The following is a 17,032-nucleotide window of genomic DNA, read 5'->3' on the forward strand; positions in this document are numbered from 1 at the left end:
GAGTGCGTAAGGCCATGATGGCGAGATTGCTTAGGGGCGCGTTGATCGCCGCCGCCTTTTCCACGCTGGCGGCCTGCGCCAGCCTTGGAGGAGGGCGCGAGGCTCCGTTGCCGCCGCCGGTCGTGACCGACCCCGCCCCCATCGTCTCGGGCACGATGCGACCCTATCAGATCCGCGGCCGTTGGTACCGCCCGGCCGAGGAGCCGAACTATGACGAGGTCGGCATAGCCTCCTGGTACGGGGCGCAGCACAACGGCCGCCCGACCTCGACCGGCGAGCGGTTCGACATGAACGCCCTGACGGCGGCGCACAAGACCCTGCCTCTGCCGAGCCTGGTCGAGGTGACGAACCGGGCCAACGGTCGCCGCGTCATCCTGCGCATCAACGACCGCGGGCCGTTCGTCGACGGGCGGATCATCGATCTGTCGCGCGCCGCCGCTGAAGAACTGGGCCTGTTGTCCCAGGGCGTGGGCGAGGTGCGGGTGCGTTATGTCGGACGCGCGCCGAGGGCAGGGGGCGGGACGGCTCTGCGGCGGGCGGAAGCCGCACCGGCGCAGCCGTCGAGGCCCTATTCGCAGCCTCTGGCGCCGATCGCGCCCGCGGTTTCGGACGGATCGGCCTATTGGGTTCAGGCTGCGGCCTTTTCCGACCGTCGGGCGGCCGTGCGAATCGCTGGCCGCCTGGGCGATCGGGCCACGGTTCAGGACCTGACCGGCGGCGGACAGCCCCTGTTTCGGGTGATCGTCGGTCCGTGGGCCGACGCCAACGCCGCCGAACAGGCCCGTCAGGCCGTGGTGGCGCGCGGGTTTGGCGACGCCCTGTTGATATCAGGTCGTTAAGGCTTGCCTGTCGCGCCGCGCTCGCCATTGTGCGCGGGTGCAGCGTGGAAAATTCATCACATTCGAGGGCGGCGAGGGCGCCGGTAAGACCACGCAGGCGCGCCTGTTGGTCGATCACCTGCGTTCGCGCGGAATCGACGTCGTCCAGACGCGCGAGCCGGGCGGTTCGCCGGGCGCCGAGGTCATCCGCAACATCGTCGTGGCCGGTGACGCCGAGCGCTGGTCGCCGCGCACCGAGACCCTGCTGATGTATGCGGCGCGCTCCGACCATCTGGAGCGCACTATTCGCCCGGCGCTGGACGAGGGCAAATGGGTCGTCTGCGACCGTTTCGCCGATTCCAGCCGCGTCTATCAGGGCGCGGGCGGCGGTGCGCCGGAAAGCCTGATCGAGGCGCTGGACGCCGCCATCGTGGCCGACGACCAGCCGGATCTGACCCTGGTGTTCGACCTGCCGGTCGAGGTCGGGCTGGAGCGCGCGTTTGGCCGCGGCCTGTTCGAGACCCGGTTCGAGTCCAAGGGCCTGGCCTTCCACCAGAAGCTTCGTGAGGGCTTCCTCGGCGTGGCGCGTCGCCACCCGGAACGCTGCGTCCTGATCGACGCGACCGGCGAGGTCGAGATCGTTTCCGAACGCCTGTGGAGCGCCGTGTCGGAGCGGCTGCTATGAGCGAACACCCGCGCGACCGGTTCGACCTGATCCCGGACGCGGCGGCCGAAGAAGCCTTTCTTGACGCCCTGGGCCGGGGACGTTTGCATCACGCCTGGCTGCTGTGCGGGGTCGAGGGCAGTGGCAAGGCGACCTTCGCCTATCGCGCCGCGCGTCGGTTGCTGGGCGCGGCTCCTGATCCGACGCGCGGACCGCTGGGCGCTGCGCCGTATGATCCGGTCAGCCAGTTGGTCTCCGCCCAGTCCCATCCCGATCTGCTGGTGCTGGAACGACTGGTCGAAGGCGGCAAGCAGAAGAAGACGATCTCGGTCGATCAGGCGCGCGACCTACCCGGTTTCTTCGCCAAGAGCCCGTCCCAGGCCCAGCATCGCGTGGCGATCATCGACGCCGCCGACGACCTGAACATCAATGCCGCCAACGCCTTGCTGAAAATTCTTGAGGAGCCGCCTGAGCGTGGCGTCCTGCTTCTGGTGACCCATGCGCCCGGTCGGCTGCTGGCCACGATCCGCTCGCGCTGCCGTCGCCTCAGCTTCCCGATCTGGACGCCGGACCAGTTGGAGACCCTGGTGCGCAACCGTACGGGCGCGGAACCCGACGACGCGCGCCTCGCCGCCGACATGGCCGGCGGGTCGCCCGGCGCGGCTCTCGCCCTGTCGTCCGGCGCGATGCAGGAGGTCGACGCCCTGGCTCGCTCCTGGGTATTCGGCGACGCCGTCGATCGGGCCGAACAACTGGCGGTCGCGGACGGTTTTCGCGGCGCCGAGGGTCAGGCCCGGTTCGAGGCCCTGATGGATCGGCTGATCGCGGCGGTGAAGGCCCGCGCACTCGAGGCGTCGGCGGGGCAGGGCGCGCGCTGGGCCGAACTGTGGACCCGACTGGCCGAACTCCCCGATCGCACGGCGGCCATCAATCTGGACCGCGCCGACGTTCTGGCCGGCGCCCTGGCCGACATCGCCCGCACCAAGGCCCTCGGATGATCATCGATAGTCACGTCAACCTGCACGCCCCTCAGTTCGACGAGGACCGCGACGCCGTCATCGCCCGCGCCCGCGAGGCGGGCGTGCGTCTGATGGTCGAGATTTCGGACAAGCTGTCGACCTTCGAGGCGACGCACGCTCTGGCCATGGCCCACGACGACATCTGGTGCACCGTCGGTGCCCATCCGCACGAGGCCAAGGACCACATCGAACTGACCGCCGATGAACTGGTCGCCCTGGCCCAGCGGCCGCGCGTTATTGGCATCGGCGAATGCGGACTGGATTTCCACTACGACCTCAGCCCGCGCGATATCCAGGCGGCAGTCTTCCGCCAGCATATCGACGCCGCGCGCCGGACCGGCCTGCCGCTGGTGGTGCATACGCGCGAAGCTGACGAGACCATGGCCGAGATCCTGCGCGAGGAACATGCGCGCGGGCCGTTCAAGCTGTTGATGCACTGCTATACTAGCGGCATTGAACTGGCTGAAACTGCGGCGGAACTTGGGGCCTGGTTCTCCGTTTCCGGCATCGCCACTTTCAAGGCGGCGGAAGACGTGCGTGAGGTCGTTCGCCGAATGCCAGAAGACCGAATCATCGTCGAAACGGATTGCCCCTATCTGGCGCCGATCCCTCATCGCGGACGGCGCAACGAACCGGCCTATGTCGGTCTGGTCCTGCAAAAGCTGGCCGAGATCCGGGGCTGGACGCCCGAGGAGGCCGAGCAGCGCACGACCGACGCCTTCTTCGCCCTGTTCGACCGCATACCCCGGCCAGCGGAATGACCGAGGCGGGCGAACTGGAGATCGTCATCCTCGGTTGCGGCTCGTCCGGCGGCGTGCCGCGCGGCGACGGCGACTGGGGCGACTGCGATCCCAATGTGCCCGAAAACCAGCGCACCCGTTGTTCCATGCTGGCACGCCGTCATGGGCCCCATGGGACCACCAACGTCCTGATCGACACCTCGCCCGACTTGCGTCAGCAAGCGCTGGCCGCCGGGATTCGCCACGTCGATGCGGTCCTCTACACCCATGATCACGCGGATCAGACCCACGGCATCGATGATCTTCGCGTCTTCGCCATTCATGCGCGGCGGCGGCTTCAGGCTTGGATGGACCCGGCCACGCACCACGCGCTGACGACGCGGTTCGACTATATCTTCGAGAGCCATCACGGCTATCCGGCCATTCTGGAGGCCCGGCGGATCCCGCCCCATGGTGAGGCCTGGAGCGTCGACGGCGCGGGCGGCCAAATCCCGGTCGTCACCTTCGATCAGGCGCACGGGCCGATCCGCTCGGTCGGCTATCGCCTGGGGCCTGTCGCCTATTCCAGCGACGTGTCCGATCTGAACGAGGCGGCGCTGGAGGCGGTGCGCGGCGCCGACCTGTGGATTCTCGACGCCCTGCGCTACACGCCCCATCCGACCCACGCCCATGTCGACAAGGCGTTGGACTGGATTGCGCGGGCCGACGTCGGCCGAGCCGTTCTGACCAACCTGCATATTGATTTGGATTACAGGAAGTTGTCGGCCTCTCTTCCCGATAATGTCGAGGTCGCATTCGATGGCTGGAGCCGCCGCTTCGGTCTCTGATCGGGCGGCGCGCGCGGCCATCGCACGACGGGATTGAACCGGCATCAGCAAGCGGCGTTGCATTGCTTTCCGGATGAAGGATCGACGCCATGCTCCACACGGGCCTCACGATCGCCGCCGCAGCCACCGCCTTAACCCTGACCGCGGCGTATTCTCCCGCCCCGCAAGCCGGTCCCTCCGTCATCGAGGTTCAGCTCAAGAACTATCAGTTCGTCCCGTCGACTCTGCATCTGCAACGCGGCGTTCCCGTCGTGCTGCGACTGATCGACGCCCGCGGCTCCCACAGCTTCTCGGCGCCCGAACTGTTCGCGGCCTCGACGCTGGACCCGGCGACCGCTCAACTGGTTCGCAATGGAAAGGTCGAGGTCGGCGAGGGGGGCGTCGAACTGCGTCTGACGCCGAACACGCCAGGCACCTATGCCTTTCACTGCACCCATTTCATGCATTCAGCGTTCGGCATGAAGGGCACGGCGGTCGTCGATTAGTGCCGCCTCCCGTCGCCTTGCTGGCGCTGTCTACGGCGTCGCCGCCGAACATCCTACGTCAGGATGACGCCGCCGCGGCCGCTCGTTCATTGCTCCAGGACCGCTTCCCAGGTTTCGACCGGATGGCCCCGGTGTTCAGCACGGCAGGCATCGACACGCGCCAATCCGCGATGCCGATTGAATGGTTCTTCGAGGCGCGCGGCTGGCCCGAGCGGACGGAGGTCTATCTGAGGGTTGCTATCGACCTGTTCGTTGAGGCGGCGCATCGGGCGCTGGACGAGGCGGGCCTGACGGGACGCGAGGTCGACACCATCGTTACCGTGTCCTCGACCGGCATCGCCACGCCCAGTCTGGAGGCGTGCGCGATGGAGCGTATGGGGTTTCGCCCCGACGCCGCCCGCATTCCGGTCTTCGGCCTGGGCTGCGCAGGCGGGACGACGGGGCTGGGGCTGGCGAGCAAGCTGGCGCGGGCGACGCCGGGCAGCGTGGTCCTTCTGGTCGTGGTCGAGCTTTGCACCCTGTCGTTCCGGATGGACAACCTCAGCAAGGCCGACATCGTGGCCACCGCCCTGTTCGGCGACGGCGCGGCGGCCTGCGTGCTGCGGACAGGCGAGGGCGGTTTCGCCAGCATCGAGGGCGCGGCGGAACACACCTGGCCGGACACGCTGAACATCATGGGCTGGCGGGTCGGAGACACCGGATTCGGCGTCATTTTCGACCGGGCGATCCCGCCTTTCGCCAAAAACCATCTGCGGCCGGCGATGGATGAAATGCTGGCGGCGCAGGGGCTCAGCGTCGCGGGAGTGGACCGCTTCATCTGTCATCCGGGCGGGATGAAGGTCATCGACGCGCTGGAAAGCGCGCTGTCGCTCGAACCTGGACGGCTGGATCACGAGCGCGCTGTCCTGGCCGAGCATGGGAATATGTCGGCGCCGACCGTCCTCTATGTGCTGGACCGAGCCAGGCGGGCCGGTCTGCCGACGAAATCGGTCCTGGTCGCTCTGGGGCCGGGCTTCACCGCCAGCACCGTGAGCCTGAGCGCGACGTGATCCTGTCCGTCGTCATTCTGAGCCTCGTCACGGCGCAGCGTATCGGCGAACTGGCCCTGGCCCGGGAAAACACGCGGCGGCTGCTGGCGCGCGGGGCAGTCGAGACCGGCGCCGGCCACTATCCCTTCATTGTCGTACTTCACGCCGCCTGGCTGATCGGCCTATGGCTTCTGGCCTGGGATCGATCGCTGAACCTCTGGCTGCTGGCCCTCTTCATCGGCCTTCAGGCCGCGCGGGTCTGGGTCATTGCGACGCTGGGCGGTCGCTGGACGACGCGGATCATAACCCTGCCGGGCGAACCGCTGGTGCGGCGAGGGCCTTACCGCTTCGTGTCGCACCCGAACTACCTGGTGGTAGCGGTTGAAATTCTTGTCCTCCCGTTGGCCTTCGGGTTGGTGTGGTTCGCCCTGATTTTCAGTCTTCTCAACATCGCGATGATGGCGGTCAGGATCAGCAGTGAAGCGGAGGCGTTGCGGGCTTCGTCGCGCTGCTAGGCGGCTGACGACCTATCCCCGGCGGATGGCCTCGAACCCGCCGGTGAAGACAGCCTCCATGGCGTCGCAGATGGCCGCCATTTCCGAGGACCTGCACAGGCCGCCGGACAGAACGTCGATGCGACCCGTCTGGGCCAGCGACAGGGTCAGCGATCCCGACAGCAGGTGATAAAACCAGTAGATCTGGCGTTCGGGCGTTTCCGGTGCAATCCGCTTCAGTACGCCGATGAAGCGTTCGATCACCGGATCGAAATGCTGGTGCATGGTGTCGCCGCCCCAGACCGGGGTGTTGTTCACCTGGGCCACAAGCGCCGCATAGTTCAACCAACTGGCGTCGCCGTTTTCGAACAGGATGAACAGGGGACGCAGGAAGGCGTCGATGGCGCCGCGCACGGTCATGGCGTCGCCGTGCTTGGCCTCGTAGCGGTCCAGGCTGTCGAGGCGCAGCCGGTTCACCACCTCGGCGCGGCGGCCGAAGACCGTCGAGAACAGCCGGTTCTTGTCGTCGAAATAATAGTGCAGCAGGGCCGTATCGACGCCCGCCTCCTTGGCCACGGCCTTCAGGGTGACGCCGTGGAGCCCGTCGCGCGCGAACAGGGCCTCGGCCACGTCGAGGATGCGGGTCGTCGTCTCCTCGCGGCGCTGGGCCTTGGGCTTGGGCGGGGCCTTGGCTTTGGCCGTCCCCTTGGGACGGGGCTTGCTCTCGGTGGCGGTCATCGACGCAGTCTAGCCGAGAACAACTGTTGCAGGCGATCCCGCGCCCGCAGCAGCAGGATCAGCAGCTTGCCCTTGCGCCCGTGGTGGTCCAACGCCGCCTTCCACCAGCCACGCCGGACCTCGCCGCCGGGCCGGTCGCCGAACACCATCCAGGCGCCGTCGGCGGCGACATAGGCGGGCCAGTCGGCGCCGGGCGCGCCGGTCCGGGCGAAATCGACCCAGCGGGCGTGCATGGCGGCGCTGACCGCGCGGTCGGCCTCGGTCGCGGGCGGGGCGTTGTCGGGGCGCTGGTCCAGGGTCTCGAAGACGTGGAAGATTTCGGCGGCGTGGGCGGCGCCCAGCATGGTTTCGCGCCGCGCCTCCTCGACATAGTCGAAAACGTAGAGCCAGGCCTTGGAGCGGCGCGGCCTGGACGCAACCCAGCGCGCCGGCGCGGCGAAGGCGAAGTCGCGGAAGCCGAGGCGGATCAGTTGTTCCTCGTCGCCGTTCGCCTGCGGATAGAGACGAGCCAGCTTGGCGTTCGGCTTGATCAACTGGCCGAAGCGCTTCAGCCCGCCGCCGTAGTTGAGCAGGGAATCCTCGCCGCTGTTGACCCCGATCATCAACGGCACGTCGGCGAAGTCGCCGCGCGCGAAGGCGTTGATCGGATCACGGTCCAGCAGCCGGCCATCGATGACCGGGCCGAAGGCGCCCTCGATCGCCGTCAACCGCTCGGGCGCGACGGCGCGCAGGGCAGCGGCGTCGGGAGCAGTCAGACCCAGTGCCGTCGCCGCCGCAACGCCGCGTTCCTCGGCCATTTTCAACGGCGTGGCCGGCAGCCAGCCGCCGCCAGACTGGACGACGGCCTTGTGGAACAGGCCGCGCGCGAGCTTGGCCGTCATCAGGGCCAGGATGTCGAGGCCGCCGGCGGATTCTCCGAACAGGGTGACGTTGGCGGGATCGCCGCCGAAGGCCCCCACATGGTCGCGCACCCATTCCAGCGCCGCGATCTGATCCAGCAGGGCCTGGTTGCCCAGCGCCTCGTCGGGCGCGCCCTCGGCGCTCAGCGCCGGGTGGGCGAAGAAGCCGAGTTGGCCCAGGCGATAGTTGACGCTGATCAGCACCACGCCGTCTCGCGCAAAGGCCGCGCCGTCATAGAAGGGCAGGGAGCCGGCTCCCATCCGGTTCGATCCGCCGTGCAGCCAGACCATGACTGGCGCCGGACTGGCGGTCTCGGCGGGCGCCCAGATGTTCAGCGTCAGACAGTCTTCGCCGGTCGGCTCGGGCGCGCCGCCGATGGAGACGATGTCGGTCACGTCGGCAGGGCCGGCCTGGGGCGCGGAGGGCCCGAAATCCGCCGCTTCACGTATGTCACTCCACGCGGGGAGGGGCTGCGGCGCGCGCCAGCGCAGGTCGCCTATGGGCGCGGCAGCGTAGGGGACGCCGCGAAACACGTTCGCCGGGCCTTCGCGACGACCGCGCAGGTCGCCACGCAGGGTGTGCGCGACGGGATGCGTCGTGGCTTTGGTGATTTGATCCATGTTTCGTCCCTTCGCCGCGATCTTCGTCGCGCTCGTTCATTCGAGGATGAAGAAGGCTTGGAGCTCTGTCGAGCCGCTTCGTGAAACATCATTCATGCAAGAATGAATGATGTTGACAGCGGGGCCGTTCGCGGACCACCGTCAGGTCAACACAGATCAGCGGCGACCAAACGACCGCGCGTGGAGAGGAAACGAGAATGCGAACGACAGGACAGTTGCGTCTGGCGCTGATGACCAGCGCCTTCATCACGGCCTCGCTCTGCGCGGCTCCGACGCTGGCGCAGCAGGCGACCGCTTCCGGCGAACAGGCCTCCAGCGTCGATGACATCGTCGTCACCGCACGCCGTCGTGAAGAGTCGCTGAAGGATGTGCCGGTCGCCGTGTCGGCCATCAGCAGCGAGCGTCTGGAACAGACCGGCGCCGCCGACATCACGACCCTGCAGCAGCAGACCCCGAACGCCACTGTGCAGATCGCGCGCGGCACCAACTCGACCCTGACGAGCTTCATCCGCGGCGTCGGCCAGCAGGACCCGCTGTGGGGCTTCGAGCCCGGCGTCGGCCTCTATGTCGACGACGTCTATGTCGCTCGCCCGCAGGGCGCGGTTCTGGATATCTTCGACATCGAGCGGCTGGAAGTCCTGCGCGGACCGCAGGGCACGCTGTATGGCCGCAACACCATCGGCGGCGCGATCAAATACGTCACCAAGCGCCTGAGCCAGGACCCGGAACTGACGCTCAAGGGAGCCTACGGCAGCTATAATCAGGTCGACTTGATCGCCTCGGGTTCGGCCCCGGTCACCGACACCCTGCGCGTCGGCGGCGCGGTCGCCCGCTACACCCGCGACGGCTTCGGCACGAACCTGAACACCGGCGCCGAGCACTATAACAAGGATGTCACCGCCGCCCGTCTGAGTGTCGAATGGACGCCGACCGAGGACCTGTTCTTCCGTCTGGCCGGCGACATCACCCAGGACGATTCCAATCCCCGTCACGGCTATCGTCTGAAGGCGCCCAGTCCGGACAGCGTCTATGATACTCGCGCCGGGATCGGCGACGAGGGCGACGTGCGGACGCGCGGCCTGTCCTTCACCGGCGAATGGGCGGCCAACGACACCCTGACCTTCAAGTCGATCACCGCCTGGCGCGACGGCGACACCAAGGGTTCGGGAATCGACTTCGACGGCCTGCCGCAACCGATCCTCGACATCCCCGGCTACTACGCCGACAGCCAGTTCACCCAGGAGTTTCAGGCTCTGTTCGAAGGCGAGCGTTGGCAGGGCGTGGCGGGCGTCTTCTACATGGACGCCTCGGCCGAAGGCGCGTTCGACACCGTCATCGGCCTGTATCCTCTGGTACCGCCCGGCTTCAAACCCGGCCTGACGACCTTCACGGGCGGCAAGGTGGACACCCGCAGCTTCGCCGCCTTCGCCGACTTCAGTTATGATCTGACGAACCAGTTGTCGCTGTCGGTCGGCGGCCGCTGGACCCAGGACAAGAAGAGCGTCCATCAACTGCGTCAGAACTATCTGGGGATCAAGAGCCCCTTCTTCGGCAACAGTTCCGCCATCGCCGCCGGCCCGCCCTCGACCAACTACAGCAACTCGGACACCTATGCCGAGTTCACGCCGCGGGTCAGCGCCAGCTACAAGTTCACGCCTGATCTGACCGGCTACGCCTCCTACGGGCGCGGCTTCAAGTCAGGCGGATTCGACATGCGCGGCGACGCCTCCCTCTATCCCGAGACGATCAACGGCTATCAGCCGGAACTGGTCGACACATATGAGATCGGACTGAAGGGCTCGCTGCTGGACCGCCGGATCAACTTCGCCACGGCGCTGTTCAAGTCGGACTACACCGACCAGCAGATCACCTCGCAGTTCTTCATCCCCCCGGCCTCGGTCGTCAGCTTCGTCGACAACGCCGGGTCCAGCGAGATCTGGGGTTGGGAGCTGGAGGCCAGCGCGCGGGTCACCGACAGCTTTATCCCGCGTCTGACGCTGGGTTACCTGGACGCAAAGTTTAACGACTTCGTCACCTTTAACCCGCTGACCGGCAAGCGCGAAAACCTGGCCGACCAGCGTCATTTCCAGAACACGCCCGACTGGACCGCCAATATCGCGCTGCCCTACAGCGTCGATCTGGGTGATCGCGGCTCGCTGATCTTCACGCCGATGGCCTCGTATCGTGGTGCGACGCAGATGTTCGAGACGCCGATCCCTCTGCTCGATCAGGGCTCTTACTGGCTCTATGACGCCACCCTGATGTGGACGGCGCCGGACGCTCGCTATCGCGTCAGCCTGGCTGGGCGGAACCTGTCGGACGAACGCTATCGCGCTGGCGGTTACAACTTCCCGGGCGCGCTGACGGGAGATTCCGTCATCGGCTTCTATGGCGCGCCGCGCACGGTGACGCTGAGTGTGACGGCGAACTTCTAAGCTGCACTCCAGGTGACTGCCGCCCCTCCCGCAAGAACGCAGGTTCGGGGGGAGGGGACGACAATCGCCGAGAAGAATCTAGTCGTCGTCTCCGTCAGACCCATCAACCGCGCTGGCGACCAGGTCGCGCCAGGTCGGATCAGTGTCGTCCACCAGGTCGACATCGTCCATCAGCGCCACCGCCGCGCTGCCGTCGGGCAGGATCAGGCCGAGCACTTCCATGGTCTCGCCATCGGACCCGACGTGCGCCTCTGCCTGCACGGCCACCGCCGCCTGTTCGCCGTCATCCTCCCACCAGATCAGCGGCTGGGGCAGGTCCATGTCGATCGTCTTGGCGTCTTCCGTATCGCCTAGCGCGAAAACCGCCTTGCGGGCCTGCACGTCGTCTAGGGTCGCCACCGCGCCGGTAAAGGCCTCGTGGTCTTCATAGCCCTGGCTCATGCGCCGCTCCTCGATGCGAGGGGCGTTCTCTAGCGCCGGCGGCTCCGAAAGTAACGGCCACTGATCGCAAACCTTGCGAGTGATAGGGCCGACGACTCATCTCAGACGATTCGGCTGTGGTCTGTCTCTTTTGTTAGCCGCCATGCGGGGGGCTAGCCGCAGTGGTTGAAACCTTATTTGAGCGTGAGTGGTTGTTCCGTCATCGGGGCGGCGCATCAAGACAACAAACGGAGCGACCAATGCGCATGCTTTTGAAGGTTCAGATGGAGGTTGAGGCCGCCAATCGTGCGATCAAGGACGGGACCCTGCCAAAGATAATCCAGGGCTTCACAGAGGCGGCCAAACCCGAGGGGGTCTGGTTCACCGCTCTAGGCGGTAAGCGTACCATGGTCGCTGTGTTCGATCTGGCCTCGTCCGCCCAGATTCCACCGCTGGCTGAACCCTTCTTCACCGGGCTAAACGCTACTTTTGAGCTAAGCCCTGCCATGGATGTGGCCGACCTGCAGGCAGGCCTTTCGAAGCTCTGATCCGAAAGCGACGGATACAGGTTTCATGAATCGCATAAGATATATTATGCGAAGAATAATCATGAAGCGAAGCCGATCATTGTCAGAGTTCCTCATTCCTGAGACTCCGGCCTAAACCGGCCTAAATTGGCTATTTGGTTCCTGATTGATGAGATTCCCGAGCGCGACTTGACGCGTGAAAGGACAATGGCAGGTCTAGCCGCTGCGCGTGCACGAGGCAGAAGGGGCGGGCGTCCCCCTGCCCTATCTCCGAAACAACTGACACAAGCGCGCCATCTGATGCAGCATCCTGATCAAACAATGGCTGAGATCGCTGCCACCTTGGGCGTATCCCGTAGTACTCTATATCGGTCGCTCCGCTCTACAAGATCATAGAGCCTACGACGGGCTACTGCGCCCTGGACGATGGTTTTGTTTGAAGGCCGTAATCTGGCGCTGAAGCTGGACACGTGCTCGGTGTTCAAATCGTTTTGTGCGACCACCTAGGCGCGGACAAGGTCGTACTGGATCAGTGCGTCTGCCCTGGCAGGCCGCCCAAGCCCCGACGTTCGACTGCCTGATCTTGGCCGCTCACAAATGGTCGCCCTCGCCGCTCTTGATGGTGGCGGAGCAATACTTGCAGCCAGGGGCCTGCGGGAAATGCGCCAACCGGATATGAGGATTTCCAGATCAGCGACGTTCCTGTTCGTAATGGGCGCGTCGTCCGAGTTTGAAGGCCGATTGGAGTGGAAACCTTGGTCGCCATTAAGGAGCCGGACGAGGCGTCGCCTGGCCGGTCCGACCATCACCAGGAACTGGCTGCGCTTGCAAAGCGATCCCGGTCGGCGCTCCTCCGCTATTTCGCGCGTCGAGGCCTGATCCGCGAGGAAGCGGAGGACGCCTTTCAGGAAGTGTTCCTGCGCCTGTCGCGCCATCCCGCCTTCGCGAGTCTGGAGAGCGCCGAGGGATATCTGTTCGAGACGGCAGCCTCTGTCGCGGTCGACCACTTCCGGCGCGCCCGTGCCCGCAGTGCTGATCGGCACGCCCCCTATGACGAAGCGCTGCACGCCCGGCCGGACTTGGCGGCGGACCGGATCGTCGAAGGACGACAGGAACTGGCGCTCGTCATGGCGGCCTTGCGCGAAATGCCCGAGCGCACGCGTCATGTCGTCGTCCTGGCCCGGCTCGAACGGATGCGCCATGCGGAGATCGCCCGGCGTCTGGGCATATCGGTCAGCGCTGTCGAGAAGCATCTCGTCAGGGGGCTTGCCCGCCTAGCCGAACGCATCGGGAGGGCGCACCCATGACGCGCCGCTCTCACATGCAAGGCGCAGAAGCCGCCGCCCAGTGGCTTCTGCTTCAGGAGGCCGGCTCGGGGCCTTCCGACGACCGGCGTCTGGCTGCCTGGCTGGACGAGGACGACGATCACATCCGTGAACTGGCTGCGGTCAGGAACGCCTGTGACGCACTCGACCGGCACGGCGGCGAAGACGAACTGTTGGCCATGCGTCAGGCAGCGCTGGCGGCTCGTGCGGAGCGCCGGCCCTATACCCACGGCTGGGTGCGATTGGCGGCCGGAATCGGCGTTCTGGCCATTGGCGGAGCACTGGCATGGGGAGCCATGACCACCTTCTCGCCTAGCAGGGCGATCTCGTCCGGGAGCATCAGCGCTCAAGCCGTCCGATATGCGACGGCCGTGGGCGAACGCTCGACCGCGACCCTTCCCGACGGCTCCGTCGTCGCCCTGAATACGGCCACTGTGCTTGAAGTGGACTACAGCGACCGTGAACGCGCGGTCCGCCTGTTGGCTGGACAGGCGCAGTTCGATGTGGCGCATGGATCGCCCCTGCCCTTCCGCGTCTACGCCCAGGGACAGGTGATCACCGCCACCGGCACCCTGTTCGATGTTTTCGTAAAGCCCGACGAGGTTCGGGTGGCCCTGATCGAAGGGCGGGTGCTGGTGAAGAACGAACGCCCGCAGGGTCGATCCGCCTCCACGCCGGAGGTTCTGGCGCCAGGAGAGGTCCTTGTGGCGCAGGTCGGCGCACCCGTCAGCGTTCGCCCCGGCGACGTCCGTCAACTCTCGCAATGGCGCGAAGGGTTGGTCGCCTTCAATGACACACCGCTGTCGGAGGCGGTCGCGGAAATCAACCGCTACACGAACCGACCCATCCAGCTGGCCGATCCGGAGGTCGGGCGTCTGCGTGTCAGCGGCTCGTTCCGCGTTGCCGAGCCTGAACGGTTCGCGCACACCATGGCCGAAGTGTTTCTTTTAGATGTAAACAGTTCAGACATCGGACTTGTTTTGTCTTCCAAGACAAAAATGTAGTGAAATCTTCACGTATAAAGAATTGAGGTTTCACCTCTCCTGACCGTTCCTGATCTCGTGTCCGTCCCAAGGTGGGCCGAACAGGGGGTCAAGCGTGAAGATTCTCGGCAGAGTCCGATTCAGAGCCTTGCTGCAAGCGAGCTGCGCCGTCCTGGCCGGCGCGGCTGCGGCGACGCCTGCTTCGGCCCTGGCTGAAGTCGCCCGCCCCGCCGTCATCACCATCGCTCCGCAACCCCTGGGCTCCGCCCTGGTGGAACTGGGACGATTAACCGGACGCGAGATCATCGCGCCTGCCGATCTGGTGCGTCCCTATCGATCACAGGAGGTCAGGGGCACCGCCTCCGTTGAAGCGGGGCTCGCCCTCTTGCTGCGCGGAACTGGTCTGACGTGGCGGATGAATGCGTCCGGCACCTACCTGATCGAGCGCCGAACCGCAGCAGCAGCAGCGCCCCTCCCGTTCGAAGTCTCCGAAGTCGTCGTGACCGGAACCCGCCTTCAGGCGCGTGAGGAAATCGCCAACCGCCGTCAGTCGATCACGGTCGTCGACACCCTCAGCCAGGACGACACAGGCGACCTGGCCGACCAGTCGCTGGCGGAGGCCCTCCGTCGCATCCCCGGCGTCTCGACGCTGTATGATGAGGATGAAGGCTCCCTGGTCACCATTCGCGGCATCCAGCCGGACTGGAACCATGTGACGGTGGACGGCCTGACGCTAGCCTCGGTCGGCACCGGCGGCGGCGGGCGCCGCCAGGTCGATCTGGCGCTGATCCCCAGTTCGTCGTCGCGCAAGTCCGAGGTCTTCAAGACCTTCACCGCCGACCTGGACGCGGCGGTGGTGGGCGGCGTCCTGAACATCGTTCCGCGCAGCGCCTATGATCGAAGGCGCCGCCTCTTCCTGGTCGACGTCTACGCCAACGACTTCACCTACAATGCGGTGCCCGGCGACAACAGTATGGGCGGGTCCAAGGACTCTCCCTGGGGCGGCGGATTCAACTTCACCTATGCGGACCGGTTCGGCGCGAGCGATCAGTTCGGCCTGGTGCTCACCGCCGGCTTTCAGCGCAAGCAGCGCGACCAGACCAATCTCAACGTTCCGCGCCGCGCCTACTATAACGCCGCCGGGCTGGAGACGACGCCCGACAGCCCCGACTGGAACGGCTTTTCCGCCCCCGGTCAGTTCGTCGCCTACAACCTGACCAACGCCATCGAAAACGCCGGCGGCTCGGTTCGCTTCGAGTACCGTCCGACCGATGCCCTCTATGGCGCGCTGACCCTGTTTCAGTACACCCAAGGCGAATCCGAAACCCGCAACACCAACAACTTCTCGGCGCTGGATCGCCCGCTGAACCAGACGGCGGAAACGGGCAACCTGCGCGTCAGGGACTACAGGGTCGCCTACCGCCACCACACCTATGATCGCGCGACGCGCGGTGCCCAGTTCCGCACCAGATGGCGGCCCGATGCCGGGTCCAGCCTGGATTTCGGCATCGGCTATTCACGTTCTTCGTATGAAGACCTGATCCCGGACGTCTCTTACGCCTATGCGCCCAACCTGCGGCTCTACTACACGGGGGGCGCCTATCATCCGAGGTTCACGCTCGACGATCCCGCGAGTTATCGCGACCCGAGCCGGTTCACGCTTCGGGCGGCCAGCCTGGCGCATGAAGACGTCGTAGGCGAATTGACGGACGCTCGGCTGGACTATGCGCGTAACGCAGCGTTCGAGGACCGCGGCTGGGGGTTCAAGGCCGGCGCGAGTTTGCGGCGCTTCGCCCTGCGCCGTGACAACACCTACCTAAACTACTTGAGCGACGGCTCCGCCCTGACGGGACTGGAATACGCACCGGACTTCACGCCTCTCGACTGGCCCTATCCGGTTCTGTGGATGAACGGTCGCCGCTTCTTCGAGATCAAGGCGCCGACCCTGGCCGTCAACTCCGACGTTTCCGCTCGGAACTCCGTCGCCGAAGACTACAAGTATCGCGAGACCATCGGCGCCGGCTACGCCATGGCGACCTTCTCCACCGATCGCCTGAAGCTGGCGGGCGGGGTCCGTTACGATCGTTCCGAGAGCGACGCCTATATTCCGCGCACGGTGAACGGCGTCACCGCCTTCGCCGCCAACGGCAGCGGCTACGATCAACTGCTGCCGTCTGCCAGTCTCGCCTGGCTCCCGCGCGACGATCTGCGCGTCAAGGCCAGCTTCAGCCAGACGATAGGCCGCCCCAACCCTCGCGATCTGGCTCGCCCCGAAACCCGCGACGATCAGGAACTGACGATCACGCGCGGCAATCCGGGCATCCGCCCGCGCCGCGCCGACAACTACGATCTGGCGGTCGAGAAATACTTCAACGGGAGCAGCGGCATGATGGCCCTGACCCTGTTCGACAAAGAGGTGGCCGACGACATCCTCGTGCTGACCACCCAGCAAATGATCGATGGGGTCGCCTATGCGGTCAGGCAGCCGCTGAACGCCGAGCTCTCGTCCGAACGCGGCGTCGAGTTCAGCTTCGTCAACGAACGGATCGCCCTGCCCGGCCCGCTGAAGGACAAGGTCGGCGTCTCGCTTAACGCCACGCGCCTGTGGGGCGAGACGACCTATCCGATCGACGGCCGGGCCGTGACGGCGCACAGGCTTCCGTTTCAATCCGACTGGCTGGCCAATGCCGCCGTCTTCTACGCCTTACCGCGCGGCGGCGAGGCCCGGATCGCGGTCAACTACCAGAGCGAATATGTCGACGACTTCGGTGCCCAGCCTTGGCTGCGCGAGGGCTGGGCCGACTACCTGACCTGGGACCTGATGATCCGTCATCAGGTCACCGACCGGCTTCTGATCAAGTTCCAGGCGCGCAACATCGGCGACGCCAACCGTGTCGGTCTGCTGGGCCGGGATTTCGAGTTCAAGCGACGCGAGCTTGAGTTCGGCCAGTCCTTCTACCTCCACCTCATCTGCAAACTCTGATCGCCATGTCCGGCGGGGAGATATCC

General features: G+C 66.0%; 17 protein-coding genes. 14 read left to right on the forward strand and 3 right to left on the reverse strand.

Annotation, left to right across the window (positions count from 1 at the left end; all coding sequences use genetic code 11):
* Positions 1-2 precede the first annotated feature (2 nt).
* The 8 genes from AC1DJ5_RS02375 (at position 3) to AC1DJ5_RS02410 (ending at position 6,096) form a co-directional block, all read left to right on the forward strand.
* Positions 3-839 carry a septal ring lytic transglycosylase RlpA family protein gene (locus AC1DJ5_RS02375; RefSeq protein WP_477019557.1) on the forward strand — a complete coding sequence of 279 codons (837 nt, stop codon included), beginning with the start codon at positions 3-5 and terminating at the stop codon, positions 837-839.
* A gap of 37 nt (positions 840-876) precedes the next feature.
* On the forward strand, positions 877-1,503 hold the full coding sequence (gene tmk / locus AC1DJ5_RS02380; RefSeq protein WP_441453451.1) for a dTMP kinase: 627 nt from the start codon (positions 877-879) through the stop codon (positions 1,501-1,503).
* On the forward strand, positions 1,500-2,480 hold the full coding sequence (locus tag AC1DJ5_RS02385; RefSeq protein ID WP_441453449.1) for a DNA polymerase III subunit delta': 981 nt from the start codon (positions 1,500-1,502) through the stop codon (positions 2,478-2,480). Before tmk ends, AC1DJ5_RS02385 begins: the two co-directional genes overlap by 4 nt.
* Entirely contained in the window at positions 2,477-3,262 is a 786-nt protein-coding gene (locus AC1DJ5_RS02390) for a TatD family hydrolase (RefSeq protein ID WP_441453447.1), read from the forward strand. Before AC1DJ5_RS02385 ends, AC1DJ5_RS02390 begins: the two co-directional genes overlap by 4 nt.
* Positions 3,259-4,068: an MBL fold metallo-hydrolase gene (locus AC1DJ5_RS02395; protein WP_477019558.1), complete on the forward strand. Its 810-nt coding sequence runs from the start codon at positions 3,259-3,261 to the stop codon at positions 4,066-4,068. The genes AC1DJ5_RS02390 and AC1DJ5_RS02395 overlap by 4 nt, the downstream gene beginning before the upstream one ends.
* A gap of 89 nt (positions 4,069-4,157) precedes the next feature.
* The gene (locus AC1DJ5_RS02400) at positions 4,158-4,553 is read left to right on the forward strand and encodes a cupredoxin domain-containing protein (protein WP_441453443.1); all 396 of its coding nucleotides are present in this window, start codon (positions 4,158-4,160) and stop codon (positions 4,551-4,553) included.
* A 131-nt stretch (positions 4,554-4,684) separates the two neighbouring features.
* The gene (locus tag AC1DJ5_RS02405) at positions 4,685-5,602 is read left to right on the forward strand and encodes a type III polyketide synthase (protein WP_477019559.1); all 918 of its coding nucleotides are present in this window, start codon (positions 4,685-4,687) and stop codon (positions 5,600-5,602) included.
* Positions 5,599-6,096, forward strand: a complete 498-nt coding sequence (locus tag AC1DJ5_RS02410; RefSeq protein ID WP_477019560.1) for an isoprenylcysteine carboxyl methyltransferase family protein — start codon at positions 5,599-5,601, stop codon at positions 6,094-6,096. The genes AC1DJ5_RS02405 and AC1DJ5_RS02410 overlap by 4 nt, the downstream gene beginning before the upstream one ends.
* Positions 6,097-6,108: 12 nt before the next feature.
* On the opposite strand, the gene AC1DJ5_RS02415 is transcribed toward AC1DJ5_RS02410, so the two are convergent.
* Both AC1DJ5_RS02415 and AC1DJ5_RS02420 read right to left on the reverse strand, forming a co-directional pair.
* Positions 6,109-6,813, reverse strand: coding sequence for a TetR/AcrR family transcriptional regulator (locus tag AC1DJ5_RS02415; protein WP_477019561.1), 705 nt, complete (start codon positions 6,811-6,813; stop codon positions 6,109-6,111).
* A complete protein-coding gene (locus AC1DJ5_RS02420; RefSeq protein WP_477019562.1) occupies positions 6,810-8,333 on the reverse strand; it encodes a carboxylesterase/lipase family protein in 1,524 nt (507 codons plus the stop codon). Before AC1DJ5_RS02420 ends, AC1DJ5_RS02415 begins: the two co-directional genes overlap by 4 nt.
* Before the next feature lie 197 nt (positions 8,334-8,530).
* Here AC1DJ5_RS02420 and AC1DJ5_RS02425 point away from each other — a divergent pair, with 197 nt between their 5' ends.
* Entirely contained in the window at positions 8,531-10,768 is a 2,238-nt protein-coding gene (locus AC1DJ5_RS02425) for a TonB-dependent receptor (RefSeq protein WP_477019563.1), read from the forward strand.
* A gap of 78 nt (positions 10,769-10,846) precedes the next feature.
* Here AC1DJ5_RS02425 and AC1DJ5_RS02430 read toward each other — a convergent pair whose 3' ends face one another.
* Complete coding sequence (locus tag AC1DJ5_RS02430; protein WP_477019564.1) at positions 10,847-11,209, reverse strand: hypothetical protein; 363 nt, start codon at positions 11,207-11,209, stop codon at positions 10,847-10,849.
* A gap of 239 nt (positions 11,210-11,448) precedes the next feature.
* Between AC1DJ5_RS02430 and AC1DJ5_RS02435 the strand changes: the two genes are divergently transcribed.
* From AC1DJ5_RS02435 to AC1DJ5_RS02455, 5 genes are all read left to right on the forward strand, one after another.
* Positions 11,449-11,736, forward strand: coding sequence for a hypothetical protein (locus AC1DJ5_RS02435; RefSeq protein ID WP_477019565.1), 288 nt, complete (start codon positions 11,449-11,451; stop codon positions 11,734-11,736).
* A 186-nt stretch (positions 11,737-11,922) separates the two neighbouring features.
* Entirely contained in the window at positions 11,923-12,111 is a 189-nt protein-coding gene (locus AC1DJ5_RS02440; protein WP_477019681.1) for a helix-turn-helix domain-containing protein, read from the forward strand.
* A 359-nt stretch (positions 12,112-12,470) separates the two neighbouring features.
* Positions 12,471-13,022 carry an RNA polymerase sigma factor gene (locus tag AC1DJ5_RS02445; RefSeq protein WP_441453428.1) on the forward strand — a complete coding sequence of 184 codons (552 nt, stop codon included), beginning with the start codon at positions 12,471-12,473 and terminating at the stop codon, positions 13,020-13,022.
* The gene (locus AC1DJ5_RS02450) at positions 13,019-14,044 is read left to right on the forward strand and encodes a FecR family protein (protein ID WP_441453426.1); all 1,026 of its coding nucleotides are present in this window, start codon (positions 13,019-13,021) and stop codon (positions 14,042-14,044) included. The genes AC1DJ5_RS02445 and AC1DJ5_RS02450 overlap by 4 nt, the downstream gene beginning before the upstream one ends.
* Positions 14,045-14,171: 127 nt before the next feature.
* Positions 14,172-17,006 carry a TonB-dependent receptor gene (locus tag AC1DJ5_RS02455; RefSeq protein ID WP_477019566.1) on the forward strand — a complete coding sequence of 945 codons (2,835 nt, stop codon included), beginning with the start codon at positions 14,172-14,174 and terminating at the stop codon, positions 17,004-17,006.
* The last annotated feature ends 26 nt before the right edge of the window (positions 17,007-17,032 follow it).

It is taken from the genome of Brevundimonas sp. 01N35 (genome assembly GCF_056399785.1).

Excerpts from the sequence above, each read along its gene's own strand:
- AC1DJ5_RS02415 (WP_477019561.1), bottom strand. The coding sequence starts at position 6,813 with ATGACCGCCACCGAGAGCAAGCCCCGTCCCAAGGGGACGGCCAAAGCC.
- AC1DJ5_RS02390 (WP_441453447.1), top strand. The coding sequence starts at position 2,477 with ATGATCATCGATAGTCACGTCAACCTGCACGCCCCTCAGTTCGACGAG.
- AC1DJ5_RS02450 (WP_441453426.1), top strand. The coding sequence starts at position 13,019 with ATGACGCGCCGCTCTCACATGCAAGGCGCAGAAGCCGCCGCCCAGTGG.
- AC1DJ5_RS02425 (WP_477019563.1), top strand. The coding sequence starts at position 8,531 with ATGCGAACGACAGGACAGTTGCGTCTGGCGCTGATGACCAGCGCCTTC.
- AC1DJ5_RS02440 (WP_477019681.1), top strand. The coding sequence starts at position 11,923 with ATGGCAGGTCTAGCCGCTGCGCGTGCACGAGGCAGAAGGGGCGGGCGT.
- AC1DJ5_RS02420 (WP_477019562.1), bottom strand. The coding sequence starts at position 8,333 with ATGGATCAAATCACCAAAGCCACGACGCATCCCGTCGCGCACACCCTG.
- AC1DJ5_RS02435 (WP_477019565.1), top strand. The coding sequence starts at position 11,449 with ATGCGCATGCTTTTGAAGGTTCAGATGGAGGTTGAGGCCGCCAATCGT.
- AC1DJ5_RS02385 (WP_441453449.1), top strand. The coding sequence starts at position 1,500 with ATGAGCGAACACCCGCGCGACCGGTTCGACCTGATCCCGGACGCGGCG.
- AC1DJ5_RS02430 (WP_477019564.1), bottom strand. The coding sequence starts at position 11,209 with ATGAGCCAGGGCTATGAAGACCACGAGGCCTTTACCGGCGCGGTGGCG.
- AC1DJ5_RS02400 (WP_441453443.1), top strand. The coding sequence starts at position 4,158 with ATGCTCCACACGGGCCTCACGATCGCCGCCGCAGCCACCGCCTTAACC.
- AC1DJ5_RS02395 (WP_477019558.1), top strand. The coding sequence starts at position 3,259 with ATGACCGAGGCGGGCGAACTGGAGATCGTCATCCTCGGTTGCGGCTCG.